This is a genomic window from Avibacterium volantium (assembly GCF_049366555.1).
GTDB lineage: Bacteria > Pseudomonadota > Gammaproteobacteria > Enterobacterales > Pasteurellaceae > Avibacterium > Avibacterium volantium_A.
This window is the reverse complement of record NZ_JBMMGT010000001.1, coordinates 24762-41935: the sequence shown is the minus strand read 5'-3', so window position 1 is coordinate 41935 and position 17174 is coordinate 24762. Positions and strand designations below refer to the sequence as shown.

At 42.5% G+C, this 17174-nt stretch carries 18 protein-coding genes; 10 read left to right on the top strand and 8 right to left on the bottom strand.

All coding sequences use genetic code 11. The features are described from left to right. Positions 1-76: 76 nt before the first annotated feature. The 6 genes from ACLS0A_RS00185 to ACLS0A_RS00160 all read right to left on the bottom strand — a co-directional run bounded on the left by ACLS0A_RS00185 (position 77) and on the right by ACLS0A_RS00160 (position 5404). Positions 77-2941 (bottom strand): valine--tRNA ligase, encoded by a 2865-nt coding sequence (locus ACLS0A_RS00185; RefSeq protein WP_416081931.1) that lies wholly within the window; start codon positions 2939-2941, stop codon positions 77-79. 19 nt (positions 2942-2960) lie between these two features. Further along, positions 2961-3602: a hypothetical protein gene (locus ACLS0A_RS00180; RefSeq protein WP_416081082.1), complete on the bottom strand. Its 642-nt coding sequence runs from the start codon at positions 3600-3602 to the stop codon at positions 2961-2963. Positions 3603-3752: 150 nt separating this feature from the next. Next, positions 3753-4355, bottom strand: coding sequence for a zeta toxin family protein (locus ACLS0A_RS00175; RefSeq protein ID WP_416081081.1), 603 nt, complete (start codon positions 4353-4355; stop codon positions 3753-3755). Further along, positions 4339-4521: a hypothetical protein gene (locus tag ACLS0A_RS00170; RefSeq protein ID WP_416081110.1), complete on the bottom strand. Its 183-nt coding sequence runs from the start codon at positions 4519-4521 to the stop codon at positions 4339-4341. Before ACLS0A_RS00170 ends, ACLS0A_RS00175 begins: the two co-directional genes overlap by 17 nt. Continuing rightward, the gene (locus tag ACLS0A_RS00165; protein WP_416081080.1) at positions 4521-4961 is read right to left on the bottom strand and encodes a GNAT family N-acetyltransferase; all 441 of its coding nucleotides are present in this window, start codon (positions 4959-4961) and stop codon (positions 4521-4523) included. The genes ACLS0A_RS00170 and ACLS0A_RS00165 overlap by 1 nt, the downstream gene beginning before the upstream one ends. Then, positions 4961-5404 carry a DNA polymerase III subunit chi gene (locus ACLS0A_RS00160; RefSeq protein WP_416081930.1) on the bottom strand — a complete coding sequence of 148 codons (444 nt, stop codon included), beginning with the start codon at positions 5402-5404 and terminating at the stop codon, positions 4961-4963. Before ACLS0A_RS00160 ends, ACLS0A_RS00165 begins: the two co-directional genes overlap by 1 nt. A 242-nt stretch (positions 5405-5646) precedes the next feature. Between ACLS0A_RS00160 and fumC the strand changes: the two genes are divergently transcribed. The 8 genes from fumC to trpA all read left to right on the top strand — a co-directional run bounded on the left by fumC (position 5647) and on the right by trpA (position 14283). Beyond that, positions 5647-7041: a class II fumarate hydratase gene (gene fumC / locus ACLS0A_RS00155; RefSeq protein WP_416081929.1), complete on the top strand. Its 1395-nt coding sequence runs from the start codon at positions 5647-5649 to the stop codon at positions 7039-7041. 201 nt (positions 7042-7242) lie between these two features. Further along, positions 7243-8787, top strand: a complete 1545-nt coding sequence (gene trpE, locus ACLS0A_RS00150; protein ID WP_416081928.1) for an anthranilate synthase component I — start codon at positions 7243-7245, stop codon at positions 8785-8787. A gap of 9 nt (positions 8788-8796) precedes the next feature. Continuing rightward, entirely contained in the window at positions 8797-9378 is a 582-nt protein-coding gene (locus tag ACLS0A_RS00145) for an aminodeoxychorismate/anthranilate synthase component II (RefSeq protein WP_416081927.1), read from the top strand. Positions 9379-9388: 10 nt separating this feature from the next. After that, positions 9389-9775 (top strand): tautomerase family protein, encoded by a 387-nt coding sequence (locus ACLS0A_RS00140; protein ID WP_194750121.1) that lies wholly within the window; start codon positions 9389-9391, stop codon positions 9773-9775. A 54-nt stretch (positions 9776-9829) separates the two neighbouring features. After that, on the top strand, positions 9830-10834 hold the full coding sequence (gene trpD / locus ACLS0A_RS00135) for an anthranilate phosphoribosyltransferase (RefSeq protein ID WP_416081926.1): 1005 nt from the start codon (positions 9830-9832) through the stop codon (positions 10832-10834). Between the two features lie 15 nt (positions 10835-10849). Further along, positions 10850-12259: a bifunctional indole-3-glycerol-phosphate synthase TrpC/phosphoribosylanthranilate isomerase TrpF gene (gene trpCF / locus ACLS0A_RS00130; RefSeq protein WP_416081925.1), complete on the top strand. Its 1410-nt coding sequence runs from the start codon at positions 10850-10852 to the stop codon at positions 12257-12259. Positions 12260-12280: 21 nt separating this feature from the next. Further along, positions 12281-13477: a tryptophan synthase subunit beta gene (gene trpB / locus ACLS0A_RS00125; protein ID WP_416081924.1), complete on the top strand. Its 1197-nt coding sequence runs from the start codon at positions 12281-12283 to the stop codon at positions 13475-13477. Beyond that, entirely contained in the window at positions 13477-14283 is an 807-nt protein-coding gene (trpA, locus tag ACLS0A_RS00120) for a tryptophan synthase subunit alpha (protein WP_416081923.1), read from the top strand. The genes trpB and trpA overlap by 1 nt, the downstream gene beginning before the upstream one ends. Positions 14284-14366: 83 nt before the next feature. Here trpA and ACLS0A_RS00115 read toward each other — a convergent pair whose 3' ends face one another. Together ACLS0A_RS00115 and ACLS0A_RS00110 are read right to left on the bottom strand one after the other, a co-directional pair. Then, the gene (locus ACLS0A_RS00115) at positions 14367-14714 is read right to left on the bottom strand and encodes a helix-turn-helix domain-containing protein (protein WP_416081922.1); all 348 of its coding nucleotides are present in this window, start codon (positions 14712-14714) and stop codon (positions 14367-14369) included. After that, positions 14698-14835: a type II toxin-antitoxin system RelE family toxin gene (locus tag ACLS0A_RS00110; RefSeq protein WP_416081921.1), complete on the bottom strand. Its 138-nt coding sequence runs from the start codon at positions 14833-14835 to the stop codon at positions 14698-14700. Before ACLS0A_RS00110 ends, ACLS0A_RS00115 begins: the two co-directional genes overlap by 17 nt. A 360-nt stretch (positions 14836-15195) precedes the next feature. On the opposite strand from ACLS0A_RS00110, the gene can reads away from it, so the two are divergent. After that, positions 15196-15894: a carbonate dehydratase gene (gene can, locus ACLS0A_RS00105; protein WP_416081920.1), complete on the top strand. Its 699-nt coding sequence runs from the start codon at positions 15196-15198 to the stop codon at positions 15892-15894. Positions 15895-15959: 65 nt separating this feature from the next. After that, positions 15960-17057 carry a 5-(carboxyamino)imidazole ribonucleotide synthase gene (gene purK, locus ACLS0A_RS00100; RefSeq protein WP_416081919.1) on the top strand — a complete coding sequence of 366 codons (1098 nt, stop codon included), beginning with the start codon at positions 15960-15962 and terminating at the stop codon, positions 17055-17057. Positions 17058-17174 lie beyond the last annotated feature (117 nt).

Here is a 17174-nt window from a genome sequence, read left to right as displayed (position 1 = left end):
TTAAAGCATATTTTTCTAATTAGAAAACACTATTTAAAAAATATCCCTCTGAAAAGAGGGATATTTTTGCTCGAAATTAAAGGGCTTCGATCGCCTGATATTGCGCTTGAACTTTTGCAATCGCTTCTTGATAGCCTTGCATTTTTTCACGTTCTTTCGCAATCACTTGCTCAGGGGCTTTCGCTACAAAGGCTTCATTGCTCAATTTGTTTTCAATACGCGCAATTTCACCGTTGAGTTTTTCTAGCTCTTTGGTTAAGCGTGCTAGCTCGGTTGCTTTATCAATAAAGCCAGCCATTGGAATAAGAAGTTCCGTGTTGCCAACTAATTTGGTTACTGAGAATGGCGCTTCTACCCCATCATTTAACACTTCAACGCTGTCTAATTTCGCCATACTTGCTAATAATGTGCAGTTATCGGCAAGAATTTGTTGCTGTTCTGGCGTTAAATGGCGTAATAATGCGTCTAAGCCTTTACTTGGTGCAATATTACATTCTGCACGGATATTACGCACAGCAATAATGATTTCTTTCAACCAATCAATTTGCTGTTCAGCTTGCTCATCAATTTGGCTCGGCTCATACTGCGGATAAGGTTGTAGCATAATGGTATCGCCACTTACACCCGCAAAACCTTTCACTTTTTGCCAAATTTCTTCGGTAATAAATGGAATAATTGGGTGCGCTAAACGCAATAATTTTTCCAATACACGCACTAAGGTACGGCTTGCACCACGTTTTTGTGCAGCACTGCCTTGTGCAAATACCGGTTTAGTCAGCTCCAAATACCAGTCGCAGAACTGATCCCAAGTGAACTCATAAATAGCATTCGCCGCCAAGTCAAAACGATATTGTGCGAATGCAGAGCGCACCGCTTCCACCGCACGATTAAACTCAGAATTGATCCAACGATCCGCTAGGCTATACTCCACTTCACCCTCTAAAAGATCCAATTTGTCATTGGTGAGAACAAAGCGGCTTGCATTCCATAACTTGTTACAGAAATTGCGGTAGCCTTCCAAACGTTTCATATCCCAGTTAATATCACGTCCATTGCTGGCAAGGGCGGCAAGGGTGAAACGCAAGGCATCAGTACCGTGAGCCGCAATGCCGTCGGCAAACTCTTTGCGGGTGGCTTTGGCGATTTTTTCCGCTAACTGCGGCTGCATCATATTGCCGGTGCGTTTTTCTAACAAATCATCAAGGCTAATGCCGTCAATCATATCAATCGGATCAAGCACGTTACCTTTTGATTTTGACATCTTCTGTCCGTTTTCATCACGAATTAAGCCTGTTACATACACGGTTTTAAATGGCACTTGCGGTTTGCCATTTTCATCTTTGATGAAGTGCATAGTGAACATAATCATTCGTGCCACCCAGAAGAAAATGATGTCAAATCCGGTGATTAACACATCTGTTGGGTGGAACATTTTCAGTTCTTTTGTTTGCTGCGGCCAACCAAGTGTAGAGAATGTCCATAACGCCGATGAGAACCAAGTGTCTAGCACATCTTCATCTTGTTTGAGTTTCACATCAGAATTTAAGTGATATTTTGACCGTACTTCTTCTTCACTGCGAGCCACATAAATATTGCCTTCTTCATCATACCAAGCAGGAATGCGGTGTCCCCACCAAAGTTGGCGAGAAATACACCAGTCTTGAATATCACGCATCCACGAGAAATAAAGGTTTTCATATTGTTTCGGCACGAATTGGATCTCGCCCTCTTCCACCGCTTTGGTTGCCACCTCTGCCAATGGCTTCACGCTCACATACCATTGATCGGTCAGCATTGGTTCAATCGGCACGCCACCCCGATCACCATAGGGCACTTTGAGATCGTGTGGTTTGATTTCTTCCAACAAGCCTAAAGCCTCGAAATCCGCCACGATTTGTTTACGTGCGGCAAAACGCTCCATTCCACGATATTTCTCAGGAATTTCCGCCACATAATTCGCTAACGGCTTATTATCTACGCCGATAATTTCCGCTTCATCACGAATATCCGCATTCAAAGTCATCACGTTCACCATTGGCAACTGATGACGCTTACCCACTTCGTAGTCGTTGAAATCGTGTGCTGGGGTGATTTTTACCACACCTGTACCGAATTCACGATCCACATAATCATCAGCGATAATCGGAATTTCACGGTTTGCTAACGGTAAAATCACGGTTTTTCCGATAAGAGATTGATAACGCTCATCTTCTGGGTGAACTGCCACCGCGGTATCGCCCAGCATTGTTTCAGGACGAGTAGTAGCAACCACTAAATAATCTTTGCCATCTGCCGTTTTTTCACCGTTCGCCAATGGATAGCGGAAATGCCAGAGCGAGCCTTTGCTCTCTTTATTTTCTACTTCTAGATCAGAAATGGCGGTGTGCAATTTAGGATCCCAGTTTACAAGGCGTTTCCCACGATAAATCAAGCCCTCTTCGTGCAAACGCACAAAGACTTCTTTCACCGCATCAGAAAGACCATCGTCCATTGTGAAACGCTCACGTTCCCAATCAATGGAATTGCCCAAACGTCGCATTTGCTGGCTGATCGTGCCACCTGAATAGGCTTTCCAATCCCAAATTTTTTCGATAAAAGCTTCGCGTCCGTAATCGTGGCGAGTTTTGCCCTCTTCCGCTGCGATTTTACGTTCCACCACCATTTGCGTAGCGATCCCTGCGTGGTCAGTCCCCGCCTGCCAAAGGGTGTTATCCCCCTCCATACGATGAAAACGGATCAGCGTATCCATCAAAGTTTGCTGGAAAGCGTGTCCCATATGCAAACTCCCTGTTACATTCGGTGGAGGAATTGCAATGCAGTAACTTGGAACATTCGGATTCTCTGTTGGTTTAAAATAGCCTTGCGCTTCCCAGTGTTTATAAAGTGCTTGTTCTACTGCAGACGCATCGAAACGGTCTGCCATTTGGAAGTTTGTAGTCATTGGTTTTCTCTTAATAAAATTAGTATGGTAGTTTCTGTCTAAGTTTTGATAACTCTGATTGTGTATATTTTAAATTTTCTTTACATTGTTCTATGATTTCCTTAGGTTTAGGATGCATAAAATAATTACATTCTCTATACTCTTGTTCTTTATATTCTAATTTCTCGATTTCTCTACTTATATTGGTCAGCTTATCAAAATTATCCAATAATAATTTATAGTTGTTGTTAAGTTTAGTATATTCCTCTTTCAAAGTATCATTTGACTTTAATAGTTCATTTTTCTCTCTAAGAACTATTTCATATTTGCTTTTTATTTCTAATAGATTCAATGTTTTATTCTTCTCAGAGCTTAACTGAGATTTAAAACTTTTAATTTTTTCTTCAAGTTCTTTATTTATTTTATCTTTATCAGAAAGATCAGATTTTACTTTATCTGTGCTCTTTTCCAAAAACTCTTTCTTATCACTGATAGACTTAAAATCTACTTTTAATTTTTCCAGAGATTTCTCTAACTCTGTGTTTTTCTCTTTTAAATTCCCATTTATTTCCTTCAAGCTTGCATTTTGATCGCTTATCATAGCTAGTGTAACAGTATAAGTTGTCCCAACTGCCATGATAACAATTGGAAGGTATTCCTTAAATATTTTCTTTAAATCCATATAAATATTCCTATGAGAATATTGACTGAAGGTTTTCCCACATACAGCAGACTATACATAGTTATGTATAGCCTTTGACTGAGTGAACTACATCTGTAGCTCTTTGTCTTTTCTAACATCCAGCCCTAGCGGGGCAGAACTATGCGTAACCTAGTACGGCTTTGCTATGCTAGGAATTTCTAGTGTTTTTTTCACTTCCTCACACCACTTCGGTAACTCATCAACCCATTGAGTTAATTTATTGTCGCTAATGTGAAAAACCAAATTTGGGGCTTCGCTTGAATTATCGTAGATAAATACTTCATCACAAAGAGGTAATATTTTCGTTAAATTTTGCAAACTGATGTCGTAACGGTTACGGATAGTTGCTTCATCAATAAAATGTCCACCGCTTGCTACTCTGGCTTTTACTCGCTTGATGTTAATTGAAACCCCATCAACACCAATATAATTTAATCGCACAAAAAAGCCATTTTCTTTTGCTGCTTTAATACGTTGCAAAATGGAATTACCCGATAAGGTAGATTCCATAGAAAACGAAATTTGTTGGTTAATCGCAAACTTAAATAACTCAATCGCTTCTCTACCTGCTGGACTATCTACCAAACGAGGATTATCAGGGTTAAGTCGCATTGCAATATGATCAGAATCAATCACAATCTGTACGAAATCTTTGTTAAATCCACGCAAAGTTGTTTTACCAGCCCCATTTGTACCACAGTAAAAAATGGCTAAATTATTTTGCTTTTGCATACTCAATAACAACTTCCGTCCCATCAGGATAATGATCGACAATATCCCCATTAGGGCGTTGAAATGTTAGCACTTCACGTGTCTTTTTATCGTCCATCCACGCTTTAAAGAGAATGTGTAATTGCCGTTGCTGCTCAATAATTTCTTCTTTTGTCATTGGTTTCATTATCTATTCTTCTCCAACTTCATATCCAAATGCGGTATGCCGTCTTCTAAATATTCTGCCGAAGTGGGCTGGAAACCAAAAGTACGGTAGAAATTTTGCAAATAAGTTTGCGCTTGAATTAGCACAGGTTCTGTTGCCCAATGCTGTTGGCAATAAACCAAGGCTTGTTGCATTAATTCTTTGGCTAAGCCTTTGCCTCGGGCCTGTTCTGCTATTAGCACTCTGCCAATGTGAATGCCGTCATCCTGTGGAATTATTCGACAATAAGCACAGATTTTACTGTCAAATTCTTGCCAAAAATGCACCGCACTTTGATCCCAATGATCCACTTCTTGATAAGCACATTGTTGCTCCACCACAAACACGGCGGTGCGAACTTGGTAAATGGCAAATAATTCTGCCGTGCTGAGTTCAGCAAAGGTTTTCACATTCCACGTCATCAGGCTTGTTCCGTGCTAAGCTGCCAGCCTAATTGGCGGTATTGTTTATAACGTTCACGGGCAATGGTTTTTTGCGTTTCATCGCTCGGAACAAAATCGATCACTTGGGTAAAACTTGCAACAAAATCAGGCACTTGAGCTTGTAAGTTAATTAACAGCTCACGGCGTTGTGCGTTACGCTTTCCCGCCCAGCTAATTTCAATGGGCGTGGCATATTGGGTGATTTCGCCCGATAAATTATGCGGCACAAATTCTTCTGGCTCTCTTGCCCATAGGGCTTCGTCAAGGCGAAAAGCCTGCTCTTCACTTTCGCAGCTAATCAGCACTTTTTTGCCTAATCGCCAAGCTTGCGCAGCCAAATCACAAGCCAAGGTTTCCATTGCGGACAATGGTGTTTTGGGTTGTGTTTTTTGTAAAATATAAAACTGTGCTTGCTTTGCCATAAAAATGCGTCTTTTACCTGTATGAAATCAAATTTTTAAACGCATAATTTTAACGAAAAATCCGCGAAATAGAAAACATTAATTTTTGCGCTAGCAAAAAATTCAAAAAAATCTTACCGCTCTTTATGATCTATATCACAAAACAAAAAATTCGCCCTGCCCTTTACGTTCCATTCCTACTCCCAAAGTGTTAAACTCAAGGCGTTTTCTTATTATTAATTCAATCATTTGAGGTAACTAGAATGGAATTTCGTATTGAAAAAGACACTATGGGCGAAGTGAAAGTACCAGCGGATAAATACTGGGCGGCACAAACAGAACGTTCGCGTAACAATTTCAAAATTGGCCCTGCGGCATCAATGCCCCACGAAATTATCGAGGCGTTTGGTTATTTGAAAAAAGCCGCTGCGTACGCAAACAATGAGCTAGGCGTATTGCCAGTGGAAAAACGCGATTTAATCGCGCAAGCCTGCGATGAAATTTTAGCCCATAAACTTGACGATCAATTCCCTTTGGTGATTTGGCAAACAGGTTCAGGTACGCAATCCAATATGAACCTAAATGAAGTGATTGCTAACCGTGCGCACGTTATCAATGGTGGAAAATTAGGGGAAAAATCCATTATTCACCCAAATGATGATGTGAATAAATCACAATCTTCTAATGATACTTATCCAACTGCAATGCACATTGCCGCCTATAAAAAAGTGGTAGAAGTAACGATTCCTTGCATTGAACGCTTACAAAAAACCTTCGCAGCAAAAGCAGAAGCCTTTAAAGACGTGGTGAAAATCGGGCGTACTCACTTAATGGACGCCACACCACTCACTCTTGGGCAAGAATTTTCTGCCTATGCCGCACAACTAGATTTCGGCTTGCGTGCATTGAAAAACACCCTACCACACCTTGCGCAACTTGCTTTAGGTGGAACTGCGGTAGGAACAGGGTTAAATACGCCAAAAGGCTATGATGTGAAAGTGGCTGAATACATTGCGAAATTCACTGGCTTGCCGTTTATCACCGCAGAAAACAAATTTGAAGCCCTCGCCACCCACGATGCCATTGTGGAAACCCACGGTGCATTAAAACAGCTTGCGGTATCCTTATTTAAAATTGCTAACGATATTCGCTTATTGGCATCTGGCCCGCGCTCAGGCATTGGTGAAATCTTAATTCCTGAAAATGAACCAGGATCTTCCATTATGCCGGGCAAAGTAAACCCAACGCAGTGCGAAGCACTCACAATGGTTTGCGCACAAGTGTTAGGTAACGACACCACCATTTCCTTTGCTGGTTCACAAGGGCATTTCCAACTTAACGTATTCAAACCTGTAATGGCGTATAACTTCTTACAATCTGCCCAGTTATTGGCTGATGCTTGTGTATCGTTCGATGAGCATTGTGCAAGCGGTATTGAACCAAATCACCCACGCATTAAGCAACAACTTGAGAACTCCTTAATGTTGGTAACGGCGTTAAATACCCATATTGGTTATGAAAATGCGGCAAAAATCGCAAAAACTGCGCATAAAAATGGTACAACATTAAAAGAAGAAGCCATTAATCTTGGCTTGGTTACCCCAGAGCAATTTGACGAATGGGTTCGCCCTGAAGATATGGTGGGCAGTTTGAAATAAGGCTAATTTTAGCATTCATCTAAATGTAAAATGTTGGTGGGGAATATTCTTTACCAACATTTTTTTCTATTTTTATCGGCGAAATCAATGAAACAAGCCATTCTGGCTAAAATTTCCTTTTTGAGAAAAAACAATCCTTGACAAAACACTTCTGTACTAGTTTAATAGTGCGAAATTATTTTATGCAAAAAAGGAATTCCAATGACAACGCCTTTTCTCCACATTTTTTCACAAGAAGTGGCTTATCACAGCGATCCCACTGCGGTATTTGCTACCTTGTGCCAAGATCAAAAAAATACGCTGTTACTTGAATCAGCAGAAATCAGCAGCAAAAATAGCTTAAAAAGCCTGTTATTAATTAACGCTGCATTAAAAATCAGCTGCTTAGGGCAATGCGTTACCTTTACTGCATTAAATGAAAACGGTGCGGCACTGCTGCCTTTGGTGCAAGAAAAATTGCAGCCGATTGCTCTGCACCTTTCCCACCAAGGTAATCAAATGATCGCAGAATTTGCGCCGCTTAACCCAAATTTAGATGAAGACAGCAAATTACAAGCGCCGACAATTTTTGACGGTTTGCGTTGTTTAACGGATCTTTACAAAACAAGTGAAACGCCGATTTTTCTTGGTGGATTATTTGCCTATGATTTAGTGGCGAATTTTATCCCAATGGAAAATATTGTGCTGCACAATGATGGCTTAAGCTGTCCTGATTACGTTTTCTATTTAGCAGAAAATTTATTGATTCTTGATCACCAACGCCAGCAGGCTCAGCTACAAACTTTCTGTTTTAATCAAAATACGCTTTCCGCCACAGAACAAAGTGCGGTGCAAATTAGGCAAAAATTACAAAAAATTGAACCGCACTTAATGATTCAACCAGCTTCCACGGAAGTGAGTGTAAACATTGAAGATGAGTCATTCAAAGAAATTATTCGCCGCTTAAAACACCATATCAATATTGGTGATGTGTTCCAAATCGTGCCTTCGCGCCGTTTTTCTTTGGCTTGTCCAAACAGCCTTGCCACTTATCGTCAATTAAAAGTGAACAACCCAAGCCCTTATATGTTTTATATGCAGGACGAAGATTTCACCTTATTTGGCGCTTCCCCTGAAAGTGCGTTGAAATATAGCCAAGATTCGCGCCAATTAGAAATCTATCCGATTGCAGGATCACGTCCACGCGGCTTTGATGCCCAAGGCAATATCGATCCTGAATTAGACGCGCGTTTAGAACTGGAATTACGGTTAGATAAAAAAGAGCTAGCGGAACATTTAATGCTAGTAGATTTAGCCCGTAATGATGTGGCTCGCGTTTGCCAAAGTGGCACGCGCCAAGTGAAAGATTTAATGCAGGTGGATCGCTATTCGCACATTATGCACTTGGTATCGCGCGTGGTGGGCAAACTTCGCCCTGAACTCGATGCCTTGCACGCCTATCAAGCCTGTATGAATATGGGCACACTCACGGGGGCGCCAAAAATCAAAGCGATGCAATTAATCTACCAAGTGGAGCAACAAAAACGCCATAGCTACGGCGGTGCGGTGGGCTATCTTTCATCTGACGGCAATTTTGATACCTGTATTGTGATCCGCTCTGCCTTTGTGCAAAACGACATTGCTTATATCCAAGCTGGCTGCGGTGAAGTGCTGGATTCCGATCCGCAAATGGAAGCAGACGAAACGCGCCACAAAGCCCGTGCTGTGATAAATGCAATTATGCAAACCAACCAGCTTGCTCAATAAGGACAGATTATGGCTAACATTGTTTTTTTAGATAATTTTGACTCTTTCACCTATAACTTGGTGGATCAATTCCGCACACAGGGACATCAAGTGCAGATTTACCGTAATGATTGCGATATTGCGCTAGTGGAAAAAATGGCATTGCAGCCAAACAGCATTCTGGCGCTTTCACCGGGGCCGGGCAATCCGCAAGAAGCGGGCATTTTGCTGCCACTCATTCAACGCCTTAAAGGTAAAGTGCCGATTATTGGCATCTGTTTAGGGCATCAAGCCTTAATCGAAGCCTTTGGCGGCGATGTGGTACATTCTGGTGAAGTGCTGCACGGCAAGGTGTCTAATATTCAACACGATGAACAAGCAATGTTCGCAAGCTTAAGCAACCCAATGCCTGTGGCACGTTATCATTCCTTAATGGGCGAAAATTTGCCCGATGAGTTTATCGTAAACGCAGAATATAACGGCATTATTATGGCAATTCGCCACAAAACGCTGCCGATTTGCGGTTTTCAATTCCACCCTGAAAGCATTCTCACCGTGCAAGGGGGAAAATTGTTGGAAAATTCAGTAAACTGGTTGCTCAATCGCGATTAAGGATAAACCGATGATTATTGTTTATGGATTAAAAGAACGTCTTAATTCACGCAAAGCCCAGCTTGCGGAAATTATTTATCATTGTTTGAACCTAGAAATGGACATTCCAGCAGGTAAACATTTTATTTATTTCCAAGGCGCAGACGCGGACGATTTGTATCTTCCAAGCGGACGCAGCCAAGATTTCACCGCCATTGAAATTAATTTAATGCAAGGGCGCACAGAATTTACCAAAAAACGTTTAATTAAAATGCTATTTTGCGAACTCGAAAATAAACTCAATCTCGCCCCGATTGACGTGGAAATCACTATCAAAGAGCAACCTGCCCACTGCTGGGGATTTCGCGGAATGACAGGTGATGAAGCCAAAGATCTCAGTTACAGCATTTATCGTTAAATTTAAGAAAAAAGCACCGCACTTATGCTTTAATAAAAAGAAAAGGAATACCCTATGCAAACAGAACAACTTCTTAACCAACTTTTTGAGAAACAACCTTTAACTCAAACCCAAGCGGAAACCCTGTTCAATGCGGTGTTGCAAGGGGAATTGAGCAATAAACAATTAGCTGCTGCCTTAATCGCATTAAAATTGCGTGGCGAAACGGCGGAAGAAATCAGCGGTGCGGTGAATGCCGTACTCGCCAATGCCAATAGCTTCCCTACGCCTGATTATGCCTTTGCGGATATTGTTGGTACAGGCGGCGATGGCGCAAACACCATTAATATTTCCACCGCTTCCGCCATTGTTGGCGCAGCTTGTGGCTTAAAAGTAGCGAAACACGGCAACCGTAGTGTATCGAGCAAAACAGGCGCAAGCGATGTACTAAGTGCCTTAGGGGTAAATATCAATATCAGTGCCGAACAAGCACGCCAAGCCCTTGATGAAATTGGCATTTGCTTTCTATTCGCGCAGCAATATCACCCCGGCTTTAAGCACGCCGTACCAGTTCGCCAAGCGCTAAAAACACGCACCATTTTCAATATTTTAGGGCCATTGTGTAACCCCGCTCGCCCAAAACATCAATTATTAGGGGTCTATTCACCTGATCTCATTCAGCCTTATGCGGAAACCGCTGTGCGATTGGGGCATAAACATAGCATTGTGGTACACGGGGCGGGGTTAGACGAAGTGGCCATTCACGGCAAAACAGAAGTAGCGGAAATTCGTGATGGTAAAATTGAACGTTACAGCCTAAGCCCTTATGATTTCGGCTTTGAGCCACAACCATTAGAAAGCCTGCGTGGTGGCGAACCTGAAGAAAATGCAAAAATTTTGACCGCACTTTTACAAGGCAAAGGCAAGGCAGAACACGCCCAAGCCGTAGCAATGAACACAGCGCTATTAATGAAATTATTCGGCTATGAAGATCTCAAAAATAACGCCGAGAAAGTGCTTGATGTGCTTGCCACGGGCAAAGCCTTTGAAACCTTAGTCGCATTGCGTGCGGTAGAATAAAAACGAGAAAAAACAATGAATATCAACAACCAAACTCCAACGATTTTACAGAAAATCGTGCAAGATAAAATGCAATGGGTGGCGGAGAAATCCCAATCCTTCCCATTGCAGGATTTTGAAAAAAACATTGAAAAATCCGACCGCTCTTTTTATCAGGCATTGGCACAAGGCACACACCAACGCCCCGCTTATATTTTGGAATGTAAAAAAGCCTCGCCCTCTAAAGGTTTGATTCGTGCGGATTTTAACCTTGATGAAATCGCCCAAGTGTATAAACATTATGCAACGGCAATTTCCGTGCTGACGGACGAAAAATATTTCCAAGGGGATTTTGCTTACATTCAACAAGTGCGTAATCAGGTGAGCCAGCCCGTGTTGTGTAAAGATTTTATGATTAGCCCTTATCAGGTTTACTTGGCTCGCTATCATCAAGCGGACGCGATTTTACTAATGCTTTCCGTGTTGGACGATGACACCTATGTACAACTGGCAGATTTAGCCCACGAATTAGGAATGGGCGTGCTAACGGAAACCTCCAATCAGCAAGAATTAGAACGTGCCATTGCTTTGAATGCGAAAGTGATCGGGATTAATAACCGTGATTTACACGATCTTTCTGTGGATCTTGGTCGCACGCCACCGCTCGCTCGCCAAATTCCTGCGGATCGCATTGTGATTAGTGAATCAGGCATTTATTATCATCAACAAGTTCAGCAATTAAAACCTTATGTGAACGGCTTTTTAATCGGCAGTAGCTTAATGGGAAGCCTTGATTTGAATAATGCGGTGCGAGCGGTGATTTTTGGCGAAAATAAAGTGTGCGGTTTAACTCGTCCGCAAGATGTGCAAGCGGTGTACAACCAAGGCGCGTTATATGGCGGATTGATTTTTGCGGAAAGCTCAAAACGCAAACTTTCGTTACGCCAAGCGCAAGAACTTGTGACGCAAGCACCGTTGCATTTTGTCGGCGTATTTCAAAATCAAGAGATTGATTTTATTGTAAAAATCGCCTCACAATTAAATCTCTTTGCGGTGCAGTTACACGGTTGTGAAAATGCGGAATTTATCACGCAACTTCGCTCACGGCTACCTTCCCAATGTCAAATTTGGCAAGCTGTTTCTGTGCCATTAGAAAAACAAAGTGCGGTGAAAATTGAGCCAATTTCTCAAGTTGATCGCTATGTGTTAGACAGCCAGCTCGCTAACCAGCAAGGCGGCACGGGGCAAGCCTTTGATTGGTCGCTCATTCCTGCTGAAATCAAAGATAATGCAATGCTCGCTGGTGGCATTAATCAGGAAAATTTAGCCCTTGCCCTATCACAACATTGCTTAGGGTTGGATATTAATTCAGGGGCAGAAAGCAGCGCAGGCGTGAAAGATGCCACTAAATTGGCGCAATTATTTAAACAAATTTTAGATTATTAAGTAAAAGGAACGATAACGATTATGTCAGAAACGCAACTTAATCCTTATTTCGGCGAATTTGGCGGAATGTACGTGCCAGAAATCCTCGTGCCAGTGCTAAAACAACTGGAGCAGGCTTTCGTGGATGCGCAATCCGATCCCGAATTTCAAGCCGAATTTCAAGATTTACTCAAAAACTACGCGGGTCGTCCAACAGCATTGACCCTGTGCCGTAATCTTACCAAAGGCACAAAAACCAAACTTTACCTAAAACGGGAAGATTTATTGCACGGCGGTGCACACAAAACCAACCAAGTATTAGGGCAAATTTTGCTCGCCAAACGAATAGGCAAAACGCGCATTATCGCCGAAACAGGGGCTGGTCAGCACGGGGTTGCCACCGCACTTGCTTGTGCAATGTTGGATATGCCTTGTCGGATTTATATGGGGGCGAAAGACGTGGAACGCCAATCGCCAAACGTGTTCCGTATGCGTCTAATGGGGGCGGAAGTCGTGCCGGTGGAGAAAGGATCTTGCTCGCTCAAAGATGCTTGTTGCGAGGCGATGCGAGATTGGTCGGCTAATTATGATACCACTCACTATTTACTTGGCACGGCGGCAGGGCCTCACCCTTTCCCAACTATTGTGCGTGAGTTCCAAAAGATGATCGGGGAAGAAACCAAACGTCAAATTTTGGAAAAAGAAGGGCGTTTGCCTGATGTGATTATCGCGGCGGTGGGCGGTGGCTCAAATGCGATTGGAATGTTTGCGGATTTTATTGATGAGGCGAATGTACGTTTAATCGGCATTGAGCCAGCGGGCAAAGGCATTGCCACAGGGCAGCACGGTGCGCCACTTCGCCACGGCAAAGTAGGCATTTATTTCGGAATGAAATCGCCAATTATGCAAACAGAAGATGGGCAAATTGAAGAGTCTTACAGCATTTCAGCGGGCTTAGATTTTCCTTCCGTGGGGCCACAACACGCTCACTTGCACGCTATCGGACGTGCGGAATATGAAAGCATTACCGATGATGAAGCCCTTGACGCATTCCAAGCACTGGCGAAGCACGAGGGCATTATCCCCGCGTTGGAAAGCTCGCACGCCTTAGCCTATGCGTTGAAATTAATCCAACAAAATCCAGAAAAAGAGCAACTCATTGTCGTGAATTTATCGGGACGCGGTGATAAAGATATTTTCACTGTGGACAAAATTTTAACGGAAAAGGGGAAAATCTAATGAGCCGTTTTGAAACCTTATTCGCCCAACTTAACACCAAACAGCAAGGGGCATTCGTGCCATTTGTAACCCTCTGCGATCCTGATTTCGATCGCTCATTTGAAATTATCTGTACCCTTGTGGATAACGGCGCAGACGCACTTGAATTAGGCTTCCCTTTTTCTGATCCCTTATTAGACGGCCCCGTGATCCAAGCAGCGAATAACCGTGCATTAAACGCAGGTTGTAGCACGGCGGAAAGTTTTGCCTTGCTAGCTAAAGTGCGGTCGAAATATCCTGAAATTCCAATCAGCTTATTGCTCTGTGCTAATTTGATTTATGCACAAGGACTAGATCATTTCTATCAACGCTGTGCAGAGGTAGGCGTAGATGCCGTGCTTGTGGCAGATATTCCCTTATTTGCTGCAAAGCCTTACATTAGTGCAGCAAAAAAACACGGTATACAACCCGTGTTTATCTGTCCACCCAATGCAGATGAAGCCACAATCAAAGGCGTTGCCCAACACAGTGAAGGCTACACCTATTTAGTTTCCCGTGCAGGCGTAACCAGTGCCGAAAACCAAAGCCACGCCGCCAATTTAGATACGCTAGTAGAACAGCTTAAAGCCCACCAAGCCCCGCCAATTTTACAAGGCTTCGGCATCGCCCAACCGCAACAAGTGAAAGAAGCATTACAACTTGGCGCAGCCGGTGCGATTTCTGGCTCTGCCACAGTCAAAATCATCGAACGCAATTTAGACAACCACGCAAAATGCTTAAGCGAACTGGCTCAGTTCGTGAAAGCGATGAAAGGTGCAACGTTGTAAATCAGCGTCAATGCTAAAATAAAAGAGCGGTGGAAAATTCAACATTTTTCACCGCTCTTTTGCATTTAATTTTCCCAAGAGAATTAAAAATCCAATTGCTCAAGATGAAGATTTAACTCATCAGCAATTTTCTGTTTAGTGCTTTTGCGCAGGCGAGTGGCATTTTCATACTGGCAATACGCGGATTGCGATACCCCAAGGCGATCTGCAACCTCGGCTTGAGTGAGATTTAAATATTCTCTCCACGCCCGCACGGCAGAAATATCCTGTTTAAGTGCAAGCGCTGCAACCTCATAAGGGACACCGGTATCAAGGGGATTTTTCAAACCCGCTTTGCTTTTTAACCACTCTAAGGTTGCAAGCGGCACAACGGCAAAAGCGGGGTTGCCTTGCTCATCGTTAATATATTGGATATTAGTAAGTGCGTTCATCGCGTTTTTTCACCTCTTCAATGGAGACCACGCTTAATGCGTCGCCAATCAACTGGAAAAATACCCGATAACGCCCCACACGGAAGCGATAAGGGTATTTATGATTAATTAAGGATTTCACATATTAGCACACAAAGGAAATTGCTTTAATTCTTCACATTTATCAATAATAACAGAACGCTCGGGAATGCGACGCAGTTGTTTTAAAGCCTTAGGCTGGATAATTAAAGTTTTCATTTTGGCTCAACATTTGTGATTTAGACTTATCTTATAAGTTATTTTATAAGAAATTAAGAAAGGTTTATAGCTATTTACTACAAGGCAACTTTTATTTAGCCCCCCAAAAGAGCGGTGAAAAATTTCAACATTTTTCACCGCTCTTGTTTTATCAGCTCATACCTGTTGTTTATTCCTCACTGATTAATTTACCCTTTCTTGATAATTCGCTATACTGTGTTCCCGTTAATTTTGGAGTATTTCAATGAAAAAGATTGAGCAACTTTTCGCCAATAATTACAGTTGGGCAACACGGATGAAAGAGGAAAACTCTGACTACTTTCGTGAACTGGCGGATCATCAAAAACCGAGTTATCTATGGATTGGTTGCTCTGATAGCCGTGTACCGGCAGAAAAACTCACTAACCTAGGGCCGGGTGAACTTTTCGTGCATCGCAACGTAGGCAATCAGGTTATTCATACGGATTTGAATTGTCTTTCCGTGGTGCAATATGCGGTGGACGTGTTGGATATTGAGCATATTATCATTTGTGGACATACCAACTGCGGTGGGATAAAGGCGGCGATGTCGGAACAAGATTTAGGCTTGATTAATAATTGGTTGCTACATATTCGTGATATTTGGTTTAAACATAGCCATTTATTGGGTAAACTTCCGCCAGAAAAACGGGCAGATATGCTGACCAAGCTGAATGTGGCGGAGCAAGTTTATAACCTTGGGCGTTCTTCTATTGTGCAATCTGCGTGGAAAAGGGGAAAGAAACTTTCCTTACACGGCTGGGTTTATGATGTGAATGACGGCTATTTGATTGATCAAGGGGTGATGGCAACGAGCCGTGAAACCTTGGAAATTTCTTATTTAAGTGCGATTTCTCGTCTGTTAAAACAAAATGAAGATGAACGAGAAGAAGCGGAAAGCAACGCTGAAAATACAGAAAAATAAGCAAAAAATACACCGCACTTTGCGTGCAACATTATTCTTTTAACCAACATCATCAAGGATTTATAATGCAAAAAAGTGCTTTATATCCCGTCATTTATGTCTTAGGTAATGGGCAGCTTGGGCGAATGCTACGTTATGCTGGCGCGCCTTTAGATATTCAGGTCGAGCCCTTGCCTTTCAATGCCCCTGTGTTTGAGCCGCAAGAGAACGGCCTGATTACTGCAGAAATTGAGCGTTGGGAAAGCACCCCGCTGACAGAGAAATTAGCCAATCATCCGCAGTTTATTAATCGTTCCGTTTTTGGCTTGCTTGCCGATCGCCTTTCACAAAAATCGCTTCTTGATGAGCTCAATCTTCCCACTTCTCCTTGGACACTCATTCATTCTGCTTCTCAATGGCAAGATATTTGGCAACAAATTGGTGAGAAAGTGGTGGTGAAACGCCGTACTGGCGGCTATGACGGACGTGGTCAGTGGATCATCACGCAAGAAAATCAAGATCTGATTGGCGATGAATTATTTGGGCAAGTGATCGCGGAAAAATTTATTCCTTTTGACGGTGAAATTTCCCTCGTGGGAGCAAGATTTAAAGACGGCTCAACCCGTTTTTATCCTGTTACCCACAATTTACAACAAAACGGCATTCTACGTTATAGCGTAGTCGATCCTTCACTTAGGAAACAATCCCTTTTTCAACAACAAGCGGAGGCAATGCTAGCCAAAATAATGCACAAGTTGGATTATATCGGCGTGATGGCAATGGAATGTTTTGTGGTGGGCGATAAGTTATTGATTAACGAGCTTGCGCCACGGGTTCATAATAGCGGACATTGGACGCAACTGGGCTGTTCTATTAGCCAATTTGAATTACATTTGCGTGCCTTGCTGGATTTACCTACACCAGAATTAGTTAGCACTATGCCTGCGGTGATGATTAATTTGATTGGCACGGCACATAATCCCCAATGGCTCAATATACCGTTTAGCCAGCTACATTGGTATGGCAAAGAAGTGCGTGAAGGACGCAAGGTGGGGCATATTAATTTAGCTCACCCAAATCGCCAGGAATTAATGCGTTTATTAGATCAATTTGCGCAACAACTGCCACAAGATTATCAATCTGGTTTAACTTGGGCGAAAGAAAAATTGAAATTATCTAAATAATTATTGTAATTTTTGAATAAATATTGGCTTTCTTAAGAAGAAAGCCTATTTAGTATCAATAAATACTTGCGAAAAGGGTTAATTCTCAAGTATAACTTGGCACAGGATTTTCTTTAC

What these genes read in the sequence shown, in the direction of transcription:
- ACLS0A_RS00185 (WP_416081931.1), bottom strand. Translation starts at nt 2,941, where the DNA reads ATGACTACAAACTTCCAAATGGCAGACCGTTTCGATGCGTCTGCAGTA.
- ACLS0A_RS00180 (WP_416081082.1), bottom strand. Translation starts at nt 3,602, where the DNA reads ATGGATTTAAAGAAAATATTTAAGGAATACCTTCCAATTGTTATCATG.
- ACLS0A_RS00175 (WP_416081081.1), bottom strand. Translation starts at nt 4,355, where the DNA reads ATGCAAAAGCAAAATAATTTAGCCATTTTTTACTGTGGTACAAATGGG.
- ACLS0A_RS00170 (WP_416081110.1), bottom strand. Translation starts at nt 4,521, where the DNA reads ATGAAACCAATGACAAAAGAAGAAATTATTGAGCAGCAACGGCAATTA.
- ACLS0A_RS00165 (WP_416081080.1), bottom strand. Translation starts at nt 4,961, where the DNA reads ATGACGTGGAATGTGAAAACCTTTGCTGAACTCAGCACGGCAGAATTA.
- ACLS0A_RS00160 (WP_416081930.1), bottom strand. Translation starts at nt 5,404, where the DNA reads ATGGCAAAGCAAGCACAGTTTTATATTTTACAAAAAACACAACCCAAA.
- fumC (WP_416081929.1), top strand. Translation starts at nt 5,647, where the DNA reads ATGGAATTTCGTATTGAAAAAGACACTATGGGCGAAGTGAAAGTACCA.
- trpE (WP_416081928.1), top strand. Translation starts at nt 7,243, where the DNA reads ATGACAACGCCTTTTCTCCACATTTTTTCACAAGAAGTGGCTTATCAC.
- ACLS0A_RS00145 (WP_416081927.1), top strand. Translation starts at nt 8,797, where the DNA reads ATGGCTAACATTGTTTTTTTAGATAATTTTGACTCTTTCACCTATAAC.
- ACLS0A_RS00140 (WP_194750121.1), top strand. Translation starts at nt 9,389, where the DNA reads ATGATTATTGTTTATGGATTAAAAGAACGTCTTAATTCACGCAAAGCC.
- trpD (WP_416081926.1), top strand. Translation starts at nt 9,830, where the DNA reads ATGCAAACAGAACAACTTCTTAACCAACTTTTTGAGAAACAACCTTTA.
- trpCF (WP_416081925.1), top strand. Translation starts at nt 10,850, where the DNA reads ATGAATATCAACAACCAAACTCCAACGATTTTACAGAAAATCGTGCAA.
- trpB (WP_416081924.1), top strand. Translation starts at nt 12,281, where the DNA reads ATGTCAGAAACGCAACTTAATCCTTATTTCGGCGAATTTGGCGGAATG.
- trpA (WP_416081923.1), top strand. Translation starts at nt 13,477, where the DNA reads ATGAGCCGTTTTGAAACCTTATTCGCCCAACTTAACACCAAACAGCAA.
- ACLS0A_RS00115 (WP_416081922.1), bottom strand. Translation starts at nt 14,714, where the DNA reads ATGAACGCACTTACTAATATCCAATATATTAACGATGAGCAAGGCAAC.
- can (WP_416081920.1), top strand. Translation starts at nt 15,196, where the DNA reads ATGAAAAAGATTGAGCAACTTTTCGCCAATAATTACAGTTGGGCAACA.
- purK (WP_416081919.1), top strand. Translation starts at nt 15,960, where the DNA reads ATGCAAAAAAGTGCTTTATATCCCGTCATTTATGTCTTAGGTAATGGG.